General features: G+C 60.6%; 16 protein-coding genes, 4 tRNA genes and 1 pseudogene. 10 read left to right on the top strand and 11 right to left on the bottom strand.

Going from position 1 to position 20,622, the window contains the following annotated elements; genetic code table 11:
* Nucleotides 1–365: 365 nt before the first annotated feature.
* From xopAW to ACIOUG_RS17695, 3 genes are all read right to left on the bottom strand, one after another.
* Complete coding sequence (gene xopAW, locus ACIOUG_RS17705; RefSeq protein WP_401067283.1) at nucleotides 366–1,223, bottom strand: XopAW family type III secretion system calcium-binding effector; 858 nt, start codon at nucleotides 1,221–1,223, stop codon at nucleotides 366–368.
* 237 nt (nucleotides 1,224–1,460) lie between these two features.
* Nucleotides 1,461–2,510 carry a sensor histidine kinase gene (locus tag ACIOUG_RS17700; protein WP_401067282.1) on the bottom strand — a complete coding sequence of 350 codons (1,050 nt, stop codon included), beginning with the start codon at nucleotides 2,508–2,510 and terminating at the stop codon, nucleotides 1,461–1,463.
* A complete protein-coding gene (locus ACIOUG_RS17695) occupies nucleotides 2,510–3,271 on the bottom strand; it encodes a response regulator (RefSeq protein ID WP_400498052.1) in 762 nt (253 codons plus the stop codon). The genes ACIOUG_RS17700 and ACIOUG_RS17695 overlap by 1 nt, the downstream gene beginning before the upstream one ends.
* Before the next feature lie 283 nt (nucleotides 3,272–3,554).
* Between ACIOUG_RS17695 and pyrF the strand changes: the two genes are divergently transcribed.
* The gene (gene pyrF, locus ACIOUG_RS17690; RefSeq protein ID WP_401067281.1) at nucleotides 3,555–4,253 is read left to right on the top strand and encodes an orotidine-5'-phosphate decarboxylase; all 699 of its coding nucleotides are present in this window, start codon (nucleotides 3,555–3,557) and stop codon (nucleotides 4,251–4,253) included.
* 126 nt (nucleotides 4,254–4,379) lie between these two features.
* Here the strand turns inward: pyrF and ACIOUG_RS17685 are convergent, their stop codons facing one another.
* Complete coding sequence (locus ACIOUG_RS17685) at nucleotides 4,380–5,384, bottom strand: NADP-dependent oxidoreductase (protein ID WP_401067280.1); 1,005 nt, start codon at nucleotides 5,382–5,384, stop codon at nucleotides 4,380–4,382.
* A 238-nt stretch (nucleotides 5,385–5,622) separates the two neighbouring features.
* On the opposite strand from ACIOUG_RS17685, the gene ACIOUG_RS17680 reads away from it, so the two are divergent.
* The 4 genes and pseudogenes from ACIOUG_RS17680 (at nucleotide 5,623) to ACIOUG_RS17665 (ending at nucleotide 10,006) form a co-directional block, all read left to right on the top strand.
* Nucleotides 5,623–6,384 (top strand): SDR family oxidoreductase, encoded by a 762-nt coding sequence (locus tag ACIOUG_RS17680; protein ID WP_401067279.1) that lies wholly within the window; start codon nucleotides 5,623–5,625, stop codon nucleotides 6,382–6,384.
* Nucleotides 6,385–6,577: 193 nt separating this feature from the next.
* On the top strand, nucleotides 6,578–7,930 hold the full coding sequence (locus tag ACIOUG_RS17675) for a PLP-dependent aminotransferase family protein (RefSeq protein WP_401067278.1): 1,353 nt from the start codon (nucleotides 6,578–6,580) through the stop codon (nucleotides 7,928–7,930).
* A gap of 108 nt (nucleotides 7,931–8,038) precedes the next feature.
* A pseudogene (locus tag ACIOUG_RS17670) lies at nucleotides 8,039–9,097 on the top strand (HAMP domain-containing protein); the annotation flags it as partial.
* Between the two features lie 27 nt (nucleotides 9,098–9,124).
* Complete coding sequence (locus tag ACIOUG_RS17665) at nucleotides 9,125–10,006, top strand: methyl-accepting chemotaxis protein (RefSeq protein ID WP_401067305.1); 882 nt, start codon at nucleotides 9,125–9,127, stop codon at nucleotides 10,004–10,006.
* 648 nt (nucleotides 10,007–10,654) lie between these two features.
* On the opposite strand, the gene ACIOUG_RS17660 is transcribed toward ACIOUG_RS17665, so the two are convergent.
* Nucleotides 10,655–11,413 carry a hypothetical protein gene (locus ACIOUG_RS17660; protein WP_401067277.1) on the bottom strand — a complete coding sequence of 253 codons (759 nt, stop codon included), beginning with the start codon at nucleotides 11,411–11,413 and terminating at the stop codon, nucleotides 10,655–10,657.
* A 384-nt stretch (nucleotides 11,414–11,797) separates the two neighbouring features.
* On the opposite strand from ACIOUG_RS17660, the gene ACIOUG_RS17655 reads away from it, so the two are divergent.
* The 4 genes from ACIOUG_RS17655 to ACIOUG_RS17640 all read left to right on the top strand — a co-directional run bounded on the left by ACIOUG_RS17655 (nucleotide 11,798) and on the right by ACIOUG_RS17640 (nucleotide 12,161).
* A tRNA-Glu gene (locus ACIOUG_RS17655) sits at nucleotides 11,798–11,873 on the top strand.
* Between the two features lie 3 nt (nucleotides 11,874–11,876).
* A tRNA-Gly gene (locus ACIOUG_RS17650) sits at nucleotides 11,877–11,952 on the top strand.
* Between the two features lie 55 nt (nucleotides 11,953–12,007).
* Nucleotides 12,008–12,083, top strand: a tRNA-Glu gene (locus tag ACIOUG_RS17645).
* Between the two features lie 2 nt (nucleotides 12,084–12,085).
* Nucleotides 12,086–12,161 (top strand) — tRNA-Gly (locus ACIOUG_RS17640).
* A 140-nt stretch (nucleotides 12,162–12,301) separates the two neighbouring features.
* Here the strand turns inward: ACIOUG_RS17640 and ACIOUG_RS17635 are convergent.
* The 4 genes from ACIOUG_RS17635 to ACIOUG_RS17620 form a co-directional block, all read right to left on the bottom strand.
* The gene (locus ACIOUG_RS17635; protein ID WP_401067275.1) at nucleotides 12,302–14,041 is read right to left on the bottom strand and encodes a dipeptidase; all 1,740 of its coding nucleotides are present in this window, start codon (nucleotides 14,039–14,041) and stop codon (nucleotides 12,302–12,304) included.
* Nucleotides 14,042–14,241: 200 nt separating this feature from the next.
* A complete protein-coding gene (locus tag ACIOUG_RS17630; protein ID WP_103484752.1) occupies nucleotides 14,242–14,880 on the bottom strand; it encodes a LysE family translocator in 639 nt (212 codons plus the stop codon).
* A gap of 1 nt (nucleotide 14,881) precedes the next feature.
* Nucleotides 14,882–15,652, bottom strand: coding sequence for a 2OG-Fe(II) oxygenase (locus tag ACIOUG_RS17625; RefSeq protein WP_401067273.1), 771 nt, complete (start codon nucleotides 15,650–15,652; stop codon nucleotides 14,882–14,884).
* Nucleotides 15,653–15,742: 90 nt separating this feature from the next.
* Complete coding sequence (locus tag ACIOUG_RS17620) at nucleotides 15,743–16,369, bottom strand: alanyl-tRNA editing protein (RefSeq protein WP_401067271.1); 627 nt, start codon at nucleotides 16,367–16,369, stop codon at nucleotides 15,743–15,745.
* A 90-nt stretch (nucleotides 16,370–16,459) separates the two neighbouring features.
* Between ACIOUG_RS17620 and ACIOUG_RS17615 the strand changes: the two genes are divergently transcribed.
* The gene (locus ACIOUG_RS17615) at nucleotides 16,460–17,458 is read left to right on the top strand and encodes a LysR substrate-binding domain-containing protein (RefSeq protein WP_401067270.1); all 999 of its coding nucleotides are present in this window, start codon (nucleotides 16,460–16,462) and stop codon (nucleotides 17,456–17,458) included.
* A gap of 106 nt (nucleotides 17,459–17,564) precedes the next feature.
* On the opposite strand, the gene ACIOUG_RS17610 is transcribed toward ACIOUG_RS17615, so the two are convergent.
* Together ACIOUG_RS17610 and ACIOUG_RS17605 are read right to left on the bottom strand one after the other, a co-directional pair.
* The gene (locus ACIOUG_RS17610) at nucleotides 17,565–17,972 is read right to left on the bottom strand and encodes a PA2817 family protein (RefSeq protein WP_007967565.1); all 408 of its coding nucleotides are present in this window, start codon (nucleotides 17,970–17,972) and stop codon (nucleotides 17,565–17,567) included.
* Nucleotides 17,973–18,061: 89 nt separating this feature from the next.
* Complete coding sequence (locus ACIOUG_RS17605) at nucleotides 18,062–20,509, bottom strand: acyl-CoA dehydrogenase (RefSeq protein ID WP_401067268.1); 2,448 nt, start codon at nucleotides 20,507–20,509, stop codon at nucleotides 18,062–18,064.
* Nucleotides 20,510–20,622: the final 113 nt, after the last annotated feature.

The raw sequence follows: 20,622 nt of genomic DNA, 5'->3' as shown, positions 1-20,622 counted from the left end.
CGAACGGTCGCTGCGCTCCCACCCCCGGATAAACCCCTCCACTCAGCCTGCCGAAGGGGCCGGCACGGCAAGATCAAGAGCTTTCGGCGAGCTGACACTCGGCCTGTGTAGGAGCTGCCGAAGGCTGCGATCTTTTGATCCTGATCCTGATCCTGATCCTGATCCTGAACTTGATCTTGTGGGAGCTGGCTTGCCAGCGATGGCGGCCTTACAGCCAACCAGCCTCTAACTGCCTGTACTCGATCCAATTGTAGGAATGAGCCTGCTCGCGAAGAGGCATATCAGGCAACCCGCCGCTCACGGCCACACCCAAATGACCGTTCCCACACCGCTGCATGGAAACGATCACCCATCACGACATCAGGTCAGGTTGCCACATTCAGGTACTTGCCCACCGGTGCGGCATTGTCGAGCGAGTACTGTTTGCTCAAGTTGGCAATCATCCGGTTCAGCGCTTCGCTGGTGGTCTGGTTACTGGCGGTCTGTTCTTCGGGCGGGTGTTCCCGACCTGCCTGGAGCGCCGCTTTCAGTTCGTCGCTGCTCACGCCGCCACTGCTGTCGCTGTCGAGTACCTTGAGCAAAGCGGCGCTGGTATCAGTGCTGTTCGTCGAGGTGCTGTCGCTGCTCTGCAACGCGCTGCTCAGTTCGGTCGCGCTGATGCTGCCATCACCATCGGCATCCAGTTGGCTGAACAGCTCATCACTGGAAGCTTGCTGCGGCGGTGGCGGTGGCGGTGGTGGCGTCAGGCTGGCGGTGAGTTCGTCCTGGTTGACGGTGCCGTCCTTGTTCTTGTCCAGGGCCGAGAAGATCTGGTTGCTGTCAGCACTGCTGCCGGCGCTGGTCAGGCCGGTGCTCAGTTCGTCGCTGCTGATGGCGCCGTCGCCATCGCTGTCGAGGGCGCTGATCAGGGCGTCGGCCAGGTCGGTGTTGGGGGCTTGATCCTGCGGAGGCGGAGGGGGCGCCATCGCGGTCATTTCTTCGGCGCTGAGGCTGCCGCTGTCGTCGCTGTCCAGATCGCCGAATTGTTTGCTCAGGTTGACCAGCAGGCCGTCGTCGGATTTCTGCGAAAGGGCGCTTTTCAGTTCGTCCTGGTCCACCGCGCCGTCGCCGTTGCTGTCGAGCTTGGCGAACAGTTCTTTTTGCAGCTGCGTACTGCGCACATTTTGTGTAGCGGTGCTGCTGGTGCTGGTATAGCTCGTGTAGTTGCTGACGCTACCGATCATGGGCTCACTCCTTGGACTGGAAAACCGGTGGGTGTACCGGTTTGTGCAGACTCAAGGGGCGAGTTGTCCTGGGTATTTGGGGTTTGTACCGGGCGGTACACACGATGGAGTGAACACCACTGAAACCTGTGGGAGCGGGCTTGCTCGCGAAGACGGCCGATCATTCAACACAGAAGTCGACTGACACACCGCTTCGCGAGCAAGCCCGCTCCCACAGGGGGGGGGTAGGTGTGTTTCTCAGGAGCGCGGCAGGCGGATGACTGCGGTCAGGCCGCCGCCGGGGGTTTCTTCCAGATTCAATTGGCCACCCAGACGCTGCGCGGCTTCGCGGGCGATGGTCATGCCCAGGCCGACGCCGCCGGAGTTGCGGTTGCGTGAACCTTCCAGACGAAAGAACGGTTCGAACACCGCTTCGCGCTTATCTTCGGCAATCCCCGGGCCGTGGTCGATCACGCGAATCAGCAGTTGCTCGCGTTGATCCTGCAGTTCGATGCGCGCCTGTCCGGCGTAGCGCAAGGCGTTGTCCATCAGGTTGTTGATGCATGAACGCAGCGCCATCGGCTGCACCTGCAGCGGTGCGCAATGGCCGCTGACTTCCACGTCCGCGCCTTGATCCTGAGCGTTCTCGCACAGCGATTCGACCAGCGCCTGCACGTCCATCAACTGCAGGGCTTCGCTGGTGCGCTGTTCGTGCAGGTAGGTGAGGGTGGCGTCGAGCATGCCGATCATGTCGTTGAGGTCTTGGCGCATCTGGCCTTGCAGTTTTTCGTCGTCGATCTGTTCCAGGCGCAGCTTCAACCGCGACAGCGGCGTGCGCAGGTCGTGGGAGACGGCGCCGAGCATGCGGGCCCGTTGCTGCACCTGTTCGCGGATGCGTTGTTGCATCAGGTTGAAAGTGTGCGCTGCCTGCCGCGCTTCACGCGGGCCGGATTCGTCCAGCGGCGGGCTGTCGAGGTTTTCGCTGAGGCGTTCGGCGGCGTCGCTCAGGCGCTGGATCGGCCGGCTGAGCAGTTTGGCGCCGTACCACGCAGCGATCATCAGCGAGATGAACTGGAAGGTCAGCGGCACCAGCGGCCCGCCGAACCACGGACGCGGCGGGCGATGGGCGAAACGTGGATCCGGCGCTGGCCGTTGGCCGTCGACACCCTCGGCAAACTCCGGTGGGGGCGGCGGCGGGGGCGGGCCGTAGTGGTGAAACCAGGCAAAGGCCAGCAGGTGCGCCAGGACGATCGCCACGAACAGCATGCCAAACAGGCGGCCGAACAGCGTGTCGAAGCGCGCTCGCATCAGCCGATGTCTCGCGCGTCGAACAGGTAACCTTCACCGCGCACGGTTTTGATCAACTGCGGGGCTTTCGGGTCGTCGCCGAGTTTCTGCCGCAGACGCGACACCAGCAAATCGATGCTGCGGTCGAAGGCTTCGATCGAACGGCCACGGGCAGCATCCAGCAGTTGTTCGCGGCTGAGTACCCGGCGCGGGCGTTCAATGAAGACCCAGAGCAAGCGGAATTCGGCGTTGGACAGCGGCACTACCAGGCCATCGTCGGCGATCAACTGGCGCAGCACGCTGTTCAGGCGCCAGTTGTCGAAGCGGATGTTGGCGCGTTGCTCGGTGCGGTCGTCGCGCACCCGGCGCAGGATGGTCTGGATCCGCGCCACCAGTTCCCGAGGTTCGAACGGTTTGGCCATGTAGTCATCGGCGCCCAGTTCGAGGCCGATGATGCGGTCGGTGGGTTCGCAGCGGGCGGTGAGCATCAGGATCGGGATGTCCGATTCGGCGCGCAGCCAGCGGCACAGCGACAGACCGTCTTCGCCGGGCAGCATCAGGTCGAGGACCACCACGTCGAAATGCTCGGCCTGCATCGCCTGGCGCATCGCCGCGCCGTCGGTGACGCCGCTGGCGTGGATGTTGAAGCGCGCGAGGTAGTCGATCATCAGCTCGCGAATCGGCACATCGTCGTCGACGATCAGCGCGCGGATGCTCCAACGCTTGTCGTCTTTCTGCTCATCAATCACGGTGGTCTGGGTGTTGTGCATGGGGCTGTTCATCTGCCGGTAGGCCGCCAACCACAAAGATGGGCTGCGAGGTGGTGGTTTCAGCATAGGCGTCCTGCCGTGAGGCGGGAAGTGCTGATGTAAGGACGTGTTGCGGCTGGCGAGGCTAGCGCGGGCGCTTGTTGGCGGCGTGTCGGTTGTGTATCGGGTTCGACACAATAGCAGCGAGCGCTATGCTGATCACGTTTGCGGCGACGATTTACCGATCATCGGGTGCCGCGCCGTCGCCGCTTCCGCTACAATGCGCGCCGATTTCGACTTGCCTGAGAGCCCATCCATGTCCGCCTGCCAGACTCCTATCATCGTCGCCCTGGATTTCCCCACCCGTGACGCCGCACTGAAGCTGGCCGACCAGTTGGACCCGAAACTGTGCCGGGTCAAAGTGGGCAAGGAACTGTTCACCAGTTGCGCCGCGGAAATCGTTGGGACCCTGCGTGACAAAGGCTTCGAGGTGTTCCTCGACCTGAAATTCCACGACATCCCCAACACCACCGCGATGGCCGTGAAAGCCGCGGCCGAGATGGGCGTGTGGATGGTCAACGTGCATTGCTCCGGTGGCCTGCGCATGATGGCCGCCTGCCGTGAAGAGCTGGACAAGCGCAGCGGTCCGCAGCCGCTGCTGATCGGCGTGACCGTGCTGACCAGCATGGAGCGCGAGGATCTGGCCGGTATCGGTCTGGATATCGAACCGCAAGAGCAAGTGCTGCGTCTGGCTGCGCTGGCCGAGAAGGCCGGGATGGACGGTCTGGTGTGTTCGGCGCTGGAAGCCACCGCATTGAAGTCGGCGCACCCGTCGCTGCAACTGGTGACCCCGGGGATTCGCCCGGCGGGCAGTGCGCAAGATGACCAGCGCCGTATCCTGACGCCACGTCAGGCGCTGGATGCCGGTTCCGATTATCTGGTGATCGGCCGTCCGATCAGCCAGGCGGCAGATCCTGCTCAGGCACTGGCTTCGGTCGTGGCCGAAATCGCCTAAGTAACACTGAAGATTCAAATGTGGGAGCGAGCCTGCTCGCGAATAGGGCGTGTCAGTCGAAATCATTGCCGACTGATCCACTGCTTTCGCGAGCAGGCTCGCTCCCACATTGGTTTCTGAGTGGTTTTAGATTTTCAGCACCAACTTGCCGAAATTCTCCCCGCTGAACAATTTCATCAGCGTCTCCGGAAAGGTCTGCAGACCTTCGACGATGTCTTCCTTGCTCTTGAGCTGCCCCTTGGCCATCCAGCCGGCCATTTCCTGCGCGGCGCTGGCGTACTGCGCGGCGTAGTCCATCACCACAAAGCCTTCCATGCGCGCACGATTGACCAGCAATGACAGGTAGTTGGCCGGGCCTTTGACCGCTTCCTTGTTGTTGTACTGGCTGATGGCGCCGCAGATCACCACCCGGGCTTTCGGCGCCAGACGGCTGAGCACCGCGTCGAGGATTTCGCCGCCGACGTTATCGAAATAGACGTCCACCCCTTTCGGGCATTCACGCTTGAGTCCGGCCAGCACGTCTTCGTGCTTGTAATCAATGGCGCCGTCGAAGCCCAGTTCTTCAATCAGGTATTTGCACTTGTCGGCACCACCGGCGATGCCGACGACCCGGCAGCCTTTGATCTTGGCGATCTGCCCGGCAATGCTGCCCACCGCGCCGGCAGCCCCGGACAGCACCACGGTGTCGCCGGCCTTCGGTGCACCGACATCCAGCAAGGCGAAGTACGCGGTCATGCCGGTCATGCCCAGCGCGGACAGATACACCGGCAGCGGTGCCAGTTTCGGATCGACCTTGTAGAAACCTCTGGGCTCGCCAAGGAAATAATCCTGCACACCGAGGGCGCCGTTGACGTAGTCCCCAACGGCGAAACCCGGGTTGTTCGAGGCAATGACCTGGCCCACGCCCAAGGCGCGCATGACTTCGCCGATGGCCACCGGCGGGATGTAGGACTTGCCCTCGTTCATCCAGCCGCGCATGGCCGGGTCGAGGGACAGGTATTGGTTTTTCACCAGTATCTGACCAGCACCCGGTTCGCCGAGCGGGACTTCCTGATAAGTGAAGGTCTCTCGGGTCGCCGCGCCCACCGGGCGTTTGGCGAGGAGGAACTGGCGATTGGTCTGGCTGGTCATGGCAGGCACTCGAACTGAATGAAGCCTTGTTGATAGCCCCTCGCTGTCAATGCTGCAAGGTCGGCTGATACGGCGAATGCGTCATGATCCAGAGCAGTGATAGTCACCCTCGAGGTTTTATCACTGCGACGCATGGAGGCATAAACAGCCTTCTGATAGTGCTGACGCGGGGTGCGTCCCGGTGGCTATGCTGCGGTTCTGAAAATCCCTCCTGCATTTCTCCTTCGAGGACATAACAATGAGCATGACGTTTTCCGGCCAGGTGGTCGTAGTCACCGGAGCGGCCAATGGTATCGGCCGGGCGACCGCCAAGGCATTTGCCGCCGAAGGCTTGAAGGTGGTGGTGGCTGATCTGGACGCCGCAGGAGGCGAAGGGACGGTGGCGCTGATTCGTACAGCCGGTGGCGAAGCGACCTTCGTGCGCTGCAATGTTACCGTCGAAAGCGAAGTGAAGAATCTGATGGACGAGGTGATCAATACCTACGGTCGCCTCGACTATGCCTTCAACAATGCCGGGATCGAAATCGAGCAAGGCAAGTTGGCCGACGGCTCGATGGACGAATTCGACGCGATCATGGGGGTCAACGTCAAAGGCGTGTGGTTGTGCATGAAATACCAATTGCCGCTGTTGCTCGCGCAGGGCGGCGGGGCGATCGTCAATACCGCGTCGGTAGCGGGGTTGGGCGCGGCGCCGAAGATGAGCATTTATGCCGCGTCGAAACACGCGGTGATCGGTCTGACCAAATCGGCGGCGATTGAATACGCGAAGAAGAAAATCCGCGTCAACGCCGTGTGCCCGGCAGTAATCGACACCGACATGTTCCGCCGCGCCTACGAGGCTGACCCGAAGAAAGGCGAGTTCGCCAACGCGATGCACCCGGTAGGGCGCATCGGCAAGGTCGAGGAAATTGCCAGCGCCGTGCTGTATCTGTGCAGCGATGGCGCCGCGTTCACCACTGGCCATTCCCTGGCCGTGGATGGTGGCGTCACCGCGTTCTGACGGTTAGCCGCAAGACCTGAGAAAACCCGCCTTCGTGCGGGTTTTCTGCTGTTTGTCCGACAGTTCCGTTAAACCGCTAAACAATGTGTATCAAATGGTTAGAACGGGCGCTTTTGACGGCGTTGTCGCACAGCCTGTTCCGCGAGGCTGTGATTTACTGCCGCCAGCAAAACGGACAGGAGTTTGCGTGCTCATGGAATTGAGAATTGACCGACAGGCAATGGTGCCGGTCGTACAGCAGATTGTTGATGGCATGACCGAGTGGATCTCGCGAAGTGGTGTGGCGCCGAGCACGCGGCTGCCCTCTGTCAGGCAGATTGCGCGGGCCAATCTGCTCAGCCAGTCGTGTGTCGCCGAGGCCTGCGAACGGCTGGTGGCGCAAGGTCTTCTGGCTTCGCGTCAGGGCGCCGGATTCATGGTGGCTGCGCGCGGCGGCGGGATGCTCGGAGTTGACTGCGGGCAGGCGGAGATCGGGTTGAAACTCGGCGAGGGGGGCTTGCCGCAAAGCTGGCGGGAGTCCGATGACCTGAGCTACGCGATCCGTCAGGTAGCCCGTACCGACATGGCAAGTCTGTTCAATTACAGCAGCCCGCTGGGGCTGTTGGCGTTGCGCGAGCAGATCATCAAGCGCCTCAGACTGATCGGCATCCAGGCGCGGGATGAACAGATCCTGACGACCGCCGGTGCCAGCCACGGGCTTGATCTGATCGTGCGCACGCTGCTCAAGCCCGGGGATTATGTCGTGGTGGAAACCCCTGGCTATGCGCCGCTGTTTGAACTGCTGCGCCTGCACGGCGTGCAGATGCTGGAAGTGCGTCGCACCCCGAGCGGGCCTGATCCCCAGGCGCTGGAGGTGTTGCTGAAGCAGTTCCGGCCGGTCGCCATGTTCATCAACAGCCATCACCATAATCCCACGGGCTCCTGCCTGACGCCGGGTGTGGCGCAGCAGATCCTGCAGTTATGTAATGCCCATGATGTGCGCGTGATCGAAGACGATGTTTACGCCGATCTGCACAATGGCAACGGCACACGTCTGGCGGCGCTCGATGAACGAGTGATCTACATCGGCAGTTTTTCCAAGACGCTGAGCAGTTCGCTGCGTGTCGGCTTCGTATCCGCCGAGCCCCCGCTGATCGCTCAGATGGCGCGGGTCAAGATGATCAGTGGCAGGGGCGCATCGAGTTTCAATGAGGCGGTGCTGGCCAGTCTTCTGGCCAGTGGCGCGTATCGCAAGATGGTCCAGCGCCAGCGTCAGCGCTTGAATACCGACCGGATCGCCGCGTTGCAGGCGCTGGAAGATGCTGACTGGGAGGTGTTCGGCAAACCGTGTGGCGGGCTGTTCATCTGGGCCCGTGCCCCGCTGAACGATCCGGCCCGCTTGCATCGTCAGGCGCAGTGCAGTGGCGTGCGCCTGTGTGCTCCGGGTGCTTTCAGTCCGAGTGGCGAGGCCAGCGAGTGGCAGCGGATCAATGTAGCCTTTGCCTGTGATCCGCGGGCCCGGCAGTTTTTTCGCAGTACCGGTGTGAATCGACCTCAAGCGTTCTGAAAACGACGCGGGCGTAGCTTTTTGCCATTATTCCGACGCCAGAGACTTGTGCTGCTCCATGGCCGTTGCGAATCTTCGGCAACAGACTTTGGCAGGGGACTACGTGCAATGATTTCGGCCGTGCAAGGACGTTTTGCCAACCTCGGTATGGCGAAGAAACTGGCTATCGGGTTTGTCCTGGTGCTGCTGTTGACCGCGCTGGTGGCCGCCATCGGTGTCTGGTCCCTGCAGGCCATCAGTCAGCGTTTCGATGGGCTGAAGCAGATGTCGTCGCTCAACAGTGCCTTGCTCAAGGTGCGGTTGCTGGAGCAGGACTATGCGCTGCACAGCAATCCGAAAACCGTCGATGCCTTGCACGAAGGCGTCGACGGTTTGCTGGCCCAGGCCGGGCAACTCAAGGCGCAGTCACCGGCCAATGTGGCGGTGATGAGCGATGTCGAACAGGCACTGGCTGCCTATCGCAAGGCCTTCGACGAGTTCGTCTCGCTGACCCAGGCCAAGGATCTGGCGCTGGAAATGGCCAGTTGGTCGGTGTCCAGCGTGGCCAACAATCTCGATGTGCTGCAAGCCGGGCTGGCTGACGATGGCGCGTATACCCTGAAGGACACTGAAGGCAAGGACGGTGCGCAGTTCATTGAACAGGCCGGTCAGGTTAGCCAGGTGTCGCGGCTGATGCTGCAGGCGATGAACGAAGCGCGGATTCGCCTGGACCAGAGCCGCAAGGGCGATGCCGACAGTGCCGGCCAGGGCAACATTGAACAGGCCGCGCAGGCGCAGGTGCAGGCCGAGCAGTTGAAGACCACGGTCAAGGATGAGGGCTACCTGACGGTGCTCAACGAAGTGTCCGGGCACATCGCCGGTTTCAACGACAAACTGGCCGAGTACACCGGCCTGCTGGCCCAGGAAAAAACCGTCTACGAACAGTTGCACCAGCGCGCGGCGCAGGTGATGGAGCGGGTGGATCAGGCATATGGCGCCGAGGATGGCGCGATGCAGGCGGAGTTGAAGAAGAACTCGGCGTTGATCATCGGTTCGTCGGCGCTGGCGTTGTTGGTCGGGCTGATTGCCGCATGGGTCATCACCCGTTTGATTGTCGCACCGCTGCGCAGTGTGATGCGGGTCGCACAGCAGATTGCCGCGGGGGATTTGAGTGCGAGGGTGGAGGTCACCCGACGTGACGAAATCGGCCAACTGATGCTGGCGATGCAGCAGATGGGGACGGGTTTGAGCACGATCGTCAGCGGTTTGCAGGCCGGGATCGAGCAGTTGGCCAGTTCCGCGCAATCGCTGTCGGCGGTCACCGAGCAGACCAACCTTGAGGTCAACAGCCAGAAGGAAGAAACCGAGCAGGTGGCCACGGCCATGAACCAGATGACCGCCACTGTCCACGATGTGGCGCGTAATGCCGAGGAGGCGGCACTGGCCGCGCAAACGGCGGATGGCAAGGTCGAGAGCGGGCAGCAGGTTGTGCGTCAGAGCATGGCGCGGATCGAGCAACTGGCGGATTCGGCGACCTCGGCCAGCTCGAGCATCGAAAGCCTCAGTGCGCAGATCCAGAACATCGGCACGGTGCTGGATGTGATCAAGAGCGTGGCCGAGCAGACCAATCTGCTGGCGCTCAACGCGGCGATCGAAGCGGCGCGGGCCGGGGAGCAGGGCAGGGGCTTTGCAGTGGTGGCGGATGAGGTTCGTGCACTGGCGCGACGTACCCAGCAATCGACCGAGGAGATCGAGCGGCTGGTCAGTGCCTTGCGTTCGGCGGCGCATTCGTCGGTGCAGCAGATTCAGAGCAGTGGCGAGTTGGTGAAGCTGGCCGTGAGTGATGCGTTGCAGACCGAAAGTGCGCTGGGCAGTATTGCGGCGGCGGTTTCGCTGATTCAGCAGATGAACCAGCAGATTGCGGCGGCGGCCGAGGAGCAGAGTTCGGTGGCTGAGGAGATCAATCGCAGTGTGACGAGTATTCGTGCGAGTGCGGATCAGTCTTCGATTGCGATGCGGGGGAATGCGGTTTCCAGTGTTGAGCTGGCGCGGTTGGGGGGGGAGCTCAGGGGGATGGTTGGGCACTTTCGGCTTTGACTTGGCGGCCTCTGGGCCGACCAGGTTCTTGGGGTTTTGGGTGAATATCCGTTGCTTCGGGTGTTGCGGCTGGCGGTTTCGCCCTTACAGCGACTCCCTTTGGCAAACGCCCCAAAGGAAGCAAAGGTCTTGGCCCCGGCGTACGGCCCTCGCTTAGGCTCGGGTTCCTTCGTTGCGGGATTCATCCGGGGGCATCGCCTCCGGTTTGCTTCGCTGCACCTCCTCTCGATGAATGCGGCTTCGCCGCATGGCGCTGCGCGCCTACCCCCGGATAAACCCCTCCACTCAGCCTGCCGAAGGGGCCGGCACGGCAAGATCAAGAGCTGCAGCCGAGCTTGCGCTCATCCTGTGTGTAGGAGCTGCCGAAGGCTGCGATCTTTTGATCTTGATCTTGATCTTGATCTTGATCTTGATCTTGATCTTGATCTTGATCTTGATCTTGATCTTGTGGGAGCTGGCTTGCCAGCGATGGCGGCCTCACAACCAACCAATCTCCAAATGAATAAACCCATGCCCACTGTGGGAGCGGGCTTGCTCGCGAAGGCGGCCTGACAGCGACCAATCTCCAACTGGATGTTCTCCATTGCAGTCAGCCCATCACCCACAAAAAAGCCACCTCTCGGTGGCTTCTCTTTCAGCTCTCGACCATCAGTCGTAGATCACTTTCTTTTTCCAGTCCGCATCGGCTTCGACTTCCTTGAGGCCTTCAGTCAGCTGATTCATTTCACCTTCAACCGGCGCGATCTTGTCCATGACCTGGGCATTGGCGCGACCGAGGAGTTTTTCCAGGTATTGCAGTTGTTCCGAGTACATCTGCGGATCCTGCTGTTTGCGCAGGTATTGCACGCCGCGTTCGAAGGCGAGGCGGGCCTGGCCGGGTTGGTTTTGTTGCAGGGACTGTTGGCCGAGGTTGTTGAAGAACTCGATGTGCAGCAACACCAGAATGTGGCGTACTTCGCGGATCCAGTGTTTGGCTTCGTTCGGTGGCAGGAAGCCGTCGTGGGCGGCGCGGGTGATTTGGCCGTGCAGGGCTTCGAGCAGGAAGCGGACGTCCTTGGCTTTGGCTTCGGTCAGGATCGGGGCCGGGGGGTTGTTGACCGGGATCGACTCGCCCTGGGCGACCAGTGCGCTGAGTTCGGTGATCCGTGCCTTGGTCGTGGCGCTGGTTTTTTCCAGGTTCAGCAGGCGCTGGCAGACGTTCAGCTCCAGTCGGGTCAGCAGCAGCTTGAGCGCCGGGGTCATGAACTGGCCGGGGAAGGTTTCGGTCAGTTCGCCGCAGCGGCGCAGGCGGTCGTTGAGTTCGACGTTGGTGCGGGCCTTCTCCAGTTTGTTGTTTTCCACCACATGGTTCATGTAGCCAATGGCGATCAGAATTGCGATCCCGGCTACGACTAGCAGGGTGATCATGAGTGGTGTCACCGGTAAGACCTCTTTATAGGGTTCGCGTGCGAGTGTAGTGGCTGGGCATTCAGGCGCACAGCGCCGCTCGACGAGTTGATTCAGCAGCTTGTGTCTATATCGGCTGCACACTGCTTATATGAATGCTGGCGCAACGTGCGCAGATTGCCATCACTGTGTTGCGGACTATAACGTCTTGGCGAGTGGCGGAATATAGGCGTCAATCGTCGGGCGACGGAAAAGCCCGAATGCTCCCGTAAAGCAGGTCGAAGTCATTGATTTAAATAAATTTATATTCGGGGGTTGACGACCTCTCAAACCATCCATAGAATGCGCGCCACTTGCAGCGTAAAGCACACAGCGAAACGCGGCAGGGAGTGAATGTTGTAGCGTGTCCCCTTCGTCTAGTGGCCTAGGACACCGCCCTTTCACGGCGGTAACAGGGGTTCGAGTCCCCTAGGGGACGCCATTTGCGGGAATAGCTCAGTTGGTAGAGCACGACCTTGCCAAGGTCGGGGTCGCGAGTTCGAGTCTCGTTTCCCGCTCCAAATTCTAAAAGCGCCGCTCAGTGAGCGGCGTTTTTATTAGTGAAAGTTGTAGCCTGTCCCCTTCGTCTAGTGGCCTAGGACACCGCCCTTTCACGGCGGTAACAGGGGTTCGAGTCCCCTAGGGGACGCCATTGCGGGAATAGCTCAGTTGGTAGAGCACGACCTTGCCAAGGTCGGGGTCGCGAGTTCGAGTCTCGTTTCCCGCTCCAATTTCACAAAAACGCCGATCAGTGATGATCGGCGTTTTTGTTTGTGCAGCATTCGTCGCGCAACAAAAAAGGACCCGAAGGTCCTTTTTTGTTGCGCGTCATTCATGATCAGCCCGCTGGATCCGCGGGCTCCTGCCCCGTCAGAGCTTCGGCAGCTGGCCGACACGCCCCATCATTTCCGTGACGATCTGCAGGTCCAGCAGGAATTGCTCGACGGTCTTGAACTCGCCGTCGGTGTGGCCGGTGTAGGTGACTTCAGGTCGGGCCAGACCGAATTGCACGCCGTTCGGTAATTCATGCACCGAGGTCGCGCCGGCAGACGTGCCGAACTGGTGCTTCATGCCCAGGTTTTCAGCGGCCACCGCCAGCAGAGCCTTGACCCATTCACCTTCCGGATTACGGTACATCGGTTCGGCGATCGAGTAGGTGAAGTCCACGGCGACATGGGTTTTCTTGCTCCAGGCAGCGAGCTTGTCAGCGATTTCCTGCTTCAGGATTTCCGGGGATTTGCCCTTCGGCACACGCAGGTTGACCGCCAGTTTGAAGGCCTTGTCATCCGCGCCAACGTAAGTCAGTGAAGCGGTCAGCGGGCCCATGAACGAATCGGAGAAGCCCACGCCGAGTTTCTTGCCCAGGTAATCCAGGCCCCAGTTGTTGGAGGCATAGCGCGCCGCGTCGGTGATCTGGTTGTGCTTGAGCGCAACCTTGCCGTCGAGGCTGTTGATGAAGTCGAGCATGCGCGCCACCGGGTTGACGCCGGACTCAGGCTCGGAGGAGTGCGCGGATACACCTGTGACACTCAGTTTGACCTCTTTGCCGTCAACCTTGGCCGCGACCTTGAAGTTGCCGCCGTGCTGTTTCGCGTAGTCGTTGCCGGCCTTTTGCAGACTCTTGGTCAGTTGCTCAGGCTGGTCGCTGACGAGGGTGGCCACCGACACCGATGGAATCTGGTTGGTCGCCAGGCCGCCGGTCATCGAGATGATTTCCGCGCCGCTGCCTTCAGCCTTGCGCAGCGGGAAGCTGGCCATGACCGTGCCGTAGCCTTTCTCGGCAATGACCACCGGGTAACCACCATCCAGCGCCAGGTTGTAGTTCGGCGTCGGGTTGCGTTCGAAATAATACGGGATCGAGTCGCCAGTGGTTTCTTCGGTGGTGTCCACCAGCAGTTTGAAGTTGCGTGCCAGCGGCAGCTTTTCTTCCTTGATCACTTTCATTGCGTACAGCGCGACGACGATGCCGTTCTTGTCGTCCTCGGTGCCGCGACCGTACATGCGGTCGCCGATCAGGGTGACCTTGAACGGGTCGAGTTTGGTGCCGTCCTTCAGCACCCAGTTTTCCGGAGTCACCGGCACCACATCGGCGTGCGCGTGAATGCCCACGACTTCGTCGCCGCTGCCGTCGAGGGAGATTTCATAGACACGGTTGTCGACGTTGCGGAATTTCAGGTTGAACGATTCGGCGAGGCTCTTGATCTTTTCGGCGATCTTGATGAACTCGGGATTGTCGTACTGGGCTACGCCTTCTTTCTGAAAGGTCGGGATTTCCACCAGTTCGCGCAGGCTCTCGAGGGCGGCCTTGCCGTACTTCACGCGGGTGTAGATACCCAGCAGGCGATTGATCTCGTTCTGCTGCTCGGCGGTCAGGGTCTGGTTGTCGAGAAAGCCATTGATTGCCGGAGCAAGGTTGTCGGTTTTGCTCAGATCACTCTTGGCCACAGCGCCGAGGAACTGACGAAAATCGCTGACCGTCGCATCGCTGAAGGTCTTGAGGATCGCAGTGCTTTGCTCAGGGCTGATGTTGGCCTGGGCAGGCAGGGCGAATGCGGAAAAACTGGCCAGAACCAGGCTGGCAGCAGCCAGACGCTTGAGGGAAAAATCCATGGTGATGGGCATTCCTTTGCAGGCAATTGATAAGGAAGTGTTTGAAAGATGAAACAAATCTTTTCCAAACTAACACTGCGAAGGTGTTGAAGGGGAGCCCCTGAAGTGGGATCCGTCGCACAGAAACGTAAAAGCGGCGCACAAACGAAAAAGGCCCGATCGGTAGTCACTGATCGGGCCTTTTGTTCTGCAGGCGGTTTTTACATCGACAACACCAGACGTCCGGCGAACAGAATCAGGATCACCCCCATGCTGCGTTCGAACCAGTGGCCCATGCGCATGAACAGGGTGCGCACCCGGCTGCTGGAAAAAAACAGCGCGACGATCACGAACCACAGCGCATTCACGAAGCACATCCACACCCCGTACAGCGCCTGGACTTCCAGTGGGGTGCTGGCGCTGATGATCGTGGTGAAGATCGCCAGGAAAAACAGCGTGGCCTTGGGGTTGGTGGCATTGGTCAGAAAACCGGTGCTGAACGCCTTGAACAGCGATTGCGCAACCAGTGGTTCGTCCGTGCTTTTTTCGCCCTCAAGCGTGGTTTTCGGTTTGCTGCGAATCAGGCTGATGCCGAGGTAAAAGATGTACGCGCCCCCAATCACCTTGGCTACGGTCAGTAACCACGGCGTGGTGTGCATCAAGGCACCAACGCCGAGCAACGTGTAGAGCACGTGCACGGAAATGCCGGCGCCGATGCCCAGTGCCGTGCAGATCCCCACCAGTCGGCCAAAGCGTACGCTCTGGCGGATGGTCACGGCGAAGTCCGGTCCGGGAGCGACCACGGCCAGAAAGTGGATGGTGGCCAGCGCCAGAAACTCGCCCAGGTAGTTCGATAACATCTCAGCTCCAAAAGGTCAGGGGTGAAGCATTGCCGCGATAGCCGACAAAGAACGAAAGGCTCAAGCGCGGATCCGCCACGCCCGGTGTCACCGAGTGCATGCAGCGCGAATTGAACATGATGAAATCCCCCGGTTGCGGCCGCACTTCGAGGGCAGGTGGGCCGAGCAGCGCCGGGTCGATGCCGTAACTGTCGCCGCGCATCTCGTCGAACTGATCGGGCGTGATGTCGTCGTCCCACATTTGCAACGCGCCGCCCTCGGTCGGCATGTTCAGGTACACGTTGCAGGCGAACTGCGCCTCCAGACTGCGGGCCTGAAAGCTGTCCGGGGCGTCCTTGGCGAAAATGTCGTGATGGGCGAGAAAGCACACGCCGGGTTTGACCACCCGCGACAGGCCGACGTACATCTTGCGACCGTAGAGGTTTTCCAGATGGGCGCCGGCCGGCCATGACTCGTCGAGCATGCAGCGCAGGGTGTCGACCGGCGAGGAGTAGGGCGCGCAGCGCTCGCGCAGTTCGGCGATGTTGCGGGTGGCGCGCTCGAAGTAGTCCTCGATCAGCAGCGGCTGGTTTTCCGCCTCGTAAAACGCCATGCCGATCCGGCCGATGCTCGGCGCGTTGATGTAGCCCTCGAAACCCGGTGCAAGGATCTTGTCACCAATCTCGATCGCCAGTGGCTCGGGCAAAAAGCCTTTGACGCGAATGGCGAGGACTTCTTCGTTGGCCAGTTTTTTTATGCACGTCTCATCGAGACGCTCGACGTCTAGCATCATTGTTTTTAGGTCCATCTAGCGATAGTCAACGGAACCGGCGAGTGCGGTTCCCCCGGCGCCGGACGCTGCGCGGGGCAGCGTCCGAAATGCTTAATCCACGCTGTAATGCACGGAGAGCGTGCCTTTCTTCTGCGAAAGGGAGGCGATCGTGACTGTGCCCAAGTCCTTCAGGCTGCGTACGTGGGTGCCGCCACAGCCATAGGCCGGCAGCTCGCCAAAACCGATTTCCCGCGCGCCTTCGCGCAGTGAGGTCAGGCGCGGCAGATCGTGCTCGATCCACTGAGTTATTCCGTGTTGAACGGTGGGTGCGTCGACCTCTTGGGCGCTGTCGCCCGGTTTGAATTGCACCCGGCCTTCGTCCGGCCAGTGGTGGGCCTTGATCGGCGTCCAGCCCAGAGCCTGGACGAAGTGCCCGATCAGATGCCCGGCCGAATGCATGCGGGTGTTATAGCGGCGACGTGGTTCATCGACGTGGATGCTGGTCATGCCGAGTTTCACCGGGCGATCGACGTAATGGACGATCCGGTCCGGTTCCTGCACCACGCGCAGCACCTGGCTTTCGCCAATCATGCCGGTGTCACAAGGCTGACCACCGCCTTGCGGATGAAACAGCGTGGCGCGCAGCACCACGGCAAATTCGTTCTCGTGGGGCGTGCAGTCGAGGACTTCCACATTAGCCTTGAGGTCATCACTATGGAAAAAGAGGCGAAGCGTCATATTCCATGCCCTTATTAAAGTTTCTATTTTTATTATATGAATCGTGCAATAACGTGATAATCCGTTCAAACATCAAAGGACTTGTGCGCTGTGAGCATCAATCTTCCGCTGCCACTGCTCGGTGAAATGGCGATCTTCGTCAAGGTCGTGGAGACCGGCAGTTTCTCCGAGGCTGCCCGCCAGTTGGGTTCGTCACCGTCGGCGATCAGTCGCAGCATCTCGCGGCTGGAAAAGGCCCTGGCCACGCGTTTGCTGCAGCGCACTACCCGCAAACTGCGCTTGAGTGACGGTGGCGAGGAAGTGTTCAAGCGCTGTCAGGAGATGGTCAGCGCCGCCAAATCGGTGATGGAGATCAGCGGGCAGTTCACCCACGAGGCGGAAGGGCTGGTGCGGGTCAGTGTGCCGAAAGCGGTGGGGCGCTTCGTGATACATCCGCACATGCCCGAGTTTCTGCGGCGCTACCCGAAGGTTGATGTCGAGTTGCTGTTGGAAGACCGGCAAGTTGATTTGATTGACGATCATGTCGACCTGGCGATCCGCATCACCGATCACCCGCCGGCCGGGCTGGTCGGGCGGCAGTTGCTGACCATCGACCATTTGCTCTGCGCCACCCCGCAATACCTCGCCGAACACGGCACGCCGACTCACCCACACGATCTGCTCAACCACAGTTGTATTTATCTGGGTGAAACCCCGAGCGATGCACGCTGGAAATTCAAGAAGGGCAGTAAAGCGGTGACCGTCGGTGTGCGTGGCCGCTATGCCGCCAACCATACCGGCGTGCGGCTCGGGGCAGTGTTGCAGCACATTGGTATTGGCAGCCTGCCGTACTTCACTGCGCGTTATGCGCTGGAGCAGAAGTTGATCGTGCAGGTTTTGCCGGAATGGACGTTCCTTGCTTCATACCACGGCGGTCTGTGGTTGCTGCATTCACCGACGCGGTACCTGCCGCCGAAGTTGCGGGTGTTTATCGACTATCTGGTGGAATGTCTGGAGAAGGAGCCGACGTTGAGCAAGCCGGGGAAGGCGGGGGCACCGAACAATCTGGCGATGGCGTATGAATTGCCGGAGAGCGAGGGGCTACTTTAAAAGCAAAAGATCGCAGCCTGCGGCAGCTCCAACATTGAACGTGCGTACACGAGATCTGTGTAGGAGCTGCCGCAGGCTGCGATCTTTTGATCTTCAAACCATTAAATCAGTGCTTGCTGTCCTGGGCAGACATCGCCAGCAGCTGTTTTTCCTGATTCCAGTCGAACGGTTCGTCGTTCTGTTCGGCTTCGTAGCGACGTTCTTCCAGCGCCTGATACAGGTCGATTTCTTCATCGGACAGGTAGTGCAGGCAGTCACCGGCGAAGAACCACAGCAGATCCCGCGGGATCAGGTGGGCAATTTGCGGATAACGGGTAATCACTTGGGTCAGGATGTCCTGGCCCAGGTACTGGCTTTCGATCGGATCGATCGGCAGGGACGCCAGCAGTTCATCGAAGCGCTCCAGGAACAAGGCATGGCTTTCTTCGGGCACCTGTTCGGCCTCACCTACGGCGACCAGGATACTGCGCAGATGGTCGAGCAAAACAAGATGATCGGCAACGACGTTGGACACGAGATAAGTCCTCAAGAGCAAAACGGGCGCGGGAGTATAAAGCCCCCGCGCCCGTTTTTCACAAATAAACAGCTACACGGTAATCAGGATCAGCGGACTTTGCCCTCAGCCTGCTTCAGCTCTTCCTTGTCGAAATCATCGACGTCGATCACCTTGCGCCGCGCCGCTTCGGCATCACGCAGGGTCTGCGCTTCTGCCGCCTGCAACACCCCGGCCTCCAGCGCAGCGTCGATGGCGTGTTCGCCAGCCACCGGTTTGACCTGACCACTTTTCAGCGCCGTGTGCAGTTTCTTGTGCAGCGGTTGCGCGGCAGTCAGCAGATCGCTGGCGTGTTGCAGGGCACCGACGGCATCGTCGGCAGACTGCGGGCGATAGCAGCCGGCGAGCAGTTCTTCCAGCGTCGGATCGCCCTTGGCGCGACCGATCACCGCTGCCACTTCGGCACCGAGCTTGTCCGACGGGCCTTTGTGGCGACGGCCGAACGGGAACACGATCACTCGCAGCAAGCAGCCAAACACTTTGTTCGGGAAATTGCTCAGCAGTTCATCCAGCGCCCGTTCCGACTGACCGAGGCTTTCTTCCATGGCCCAGCGGAACAGCGGTTCCATATGCGCCGGCGAATCCAGATCGTGATAACGCTTGAGCGCGGCGGAGGCCAGATACAGATTGCTCAGCACATCGCCCAGACGCGCGGACAGACGTTCACGACGCTTCAGTTCACCACCCAGCAACATCATGCTGAAGTCGGCGAGCATGGCAAATGCCGCTGCCTGCCGGTTGAGTGCACGGAAGTAGCCCTGACTGATCTTGTCTCCGGGCGCATGTTCGAAGTGGCCGAAGCCCAGGTTCAGCACCAGGGTGCTGGCCGCGTTACCCACCGCAAAGCCGATGTGCTTGAGCAGCAGGCCATCGAATTCTTTCAGTGCCTGTTCCTTGTCTTCGCGGCCGGCGAGGGCCATTTCCTTGAGGACGAACGGATGGCAGCGAATGGCGCCCTGACCGAAGATCATCAGGTTGCGCGAAAGAATGTTCGCGCCTTCCACGGTGATGAAGATCGGCGCGCCATTCCAGCTGCGCCCGAGGTAGTTGTTCGGGCCCATGATGATCGCCTTGCCACCGTGCACATCCATGGCGTGGCTGATGCACTCGCGGCCGCGTTCGGTCAGGTGGTACTTGAGGATCGCCGACAGCACCGATGGTTTCTCGCCCAAATCCACCGCGTTGGCAGTCAGCATGCGCGCGGCGTCCATCATCCAGGCGTTGCCGCCGATGCGCGCCATGGCTTCCTGAATGCCTTCGAAGGCCGACAGCGGCACGTTGAACTGCTCACGAATCTGCGCGTACTGACCGGTCACCAGGCTGGTGAACTTGGCCGCGCCGGTACCGACCGCCGGCAGCGAAATCGAACGCCCGACGGACAGGCAGTTCATCAGCATCATCCAGCCCTTGCCGAGCATTTCCTGGCCGCCAATGAGGAAGTCCAGCGGGATGAACACGTCTTTGCCCGAGTTCGGGCCGTTCATGAAAGCGGCACCCAGCGGCAGGTGACGACGGCCGATTTCCACGCCGGGGGTGTCGGTAGGAATCAGCGCCAGACTGATACCGAGGTCGTCCTTGTCGCCCAGCAGATGCTCCGGGTCGTAGGCCTTGAAGGCCAGACCGAGCAGGGTCGCGACCGGCCCGAGGGTGATGTAGCGTTTTTCCCAGTTCAGGCGCAGGCCGATGACTTCCTCGCCTTCCCACTGGCCCTTGCAGATGATCCCGGTGTCCGGCATGGCGCCGGCATCGGAACCGGCCAGCGGACCGGTGAGGGCGAAGCACGGAATGTCGTCGCCACGGGCCAGCCGCGGCAGGTAGTGATTGCGTTGTTCGTCGGTGCCGTAATGCAGCAGCAGTTCGGCCGGGCCGAGGGAATTAGGCACCATTACCGTGGAGGCGAGGTCGCCGCTGCGGGTTGCGAGTTTCATTGCCACTTGCGAGTGGGCATAGGCCGAGAAGCCCTTGCCGCCGAACTCCTTGGGAATGATCAGGGCAAAAAAGCCGTGTTCCTTGATGTGGCTCCAGGCCTCCGGCGGCAGGTCCATCGACTGGCCGATCTGCCAGTCAGTGACCAGCGCGCAGAGTTCTTCAGTCGGGCCGTCGATAAAGGCCTGTTCCTCTTCGCTCAGTTGCGCCTTCGGGTAGGACAGCAGTTTGTCCCAGTCCGGACGGCCACTGAACAGTTCACCGTCCCACCACACGGTGCCGGCATCGATCGCGTCGCGTTCGGTCTGCGACATCGGCGGCAGGGTTTTCTGGAACCAGTTGAACAGCGGCGCAGTGAAGTGTTTGCGGCGCAGGTCAGGCAGCAGCAAAGGCGCGGCAACTGCCGCGAGCACGACCCACAACACCAGCAGCAACCAGCCCGGGGCATGGCTGAAAATGCCCATCGCCAGCAGGTAAATGGCGACGATACCCAACGCGGGCAGGGGGGCGATGCGGCGGTGGGCGAGGTACGCCACACCGACGATCAGAACCAGTATCCACAACAACAGCATATGTAATCCTCCGTGAACCAAGGCAAACCGACCCTCCAGAGCTTAGACGGCATCTGCAAAACGGGGTGGTCAGAACCTGGTGATTGAACTCGTGGGAAACCCCGGATGGTTTT

This window comes from Pseudomonas sp. NPDC087803 (assembly GCF_044742995.1).
GTDB lineage: Bacteria > Pseudomonadota > Gammaproteobacteria > Pseudomonadales > Pseudomonadaceae > Aquipseudomonas.
This window is presented reverse-complemented; position numbering and strand designations above follow the sequence as displayed.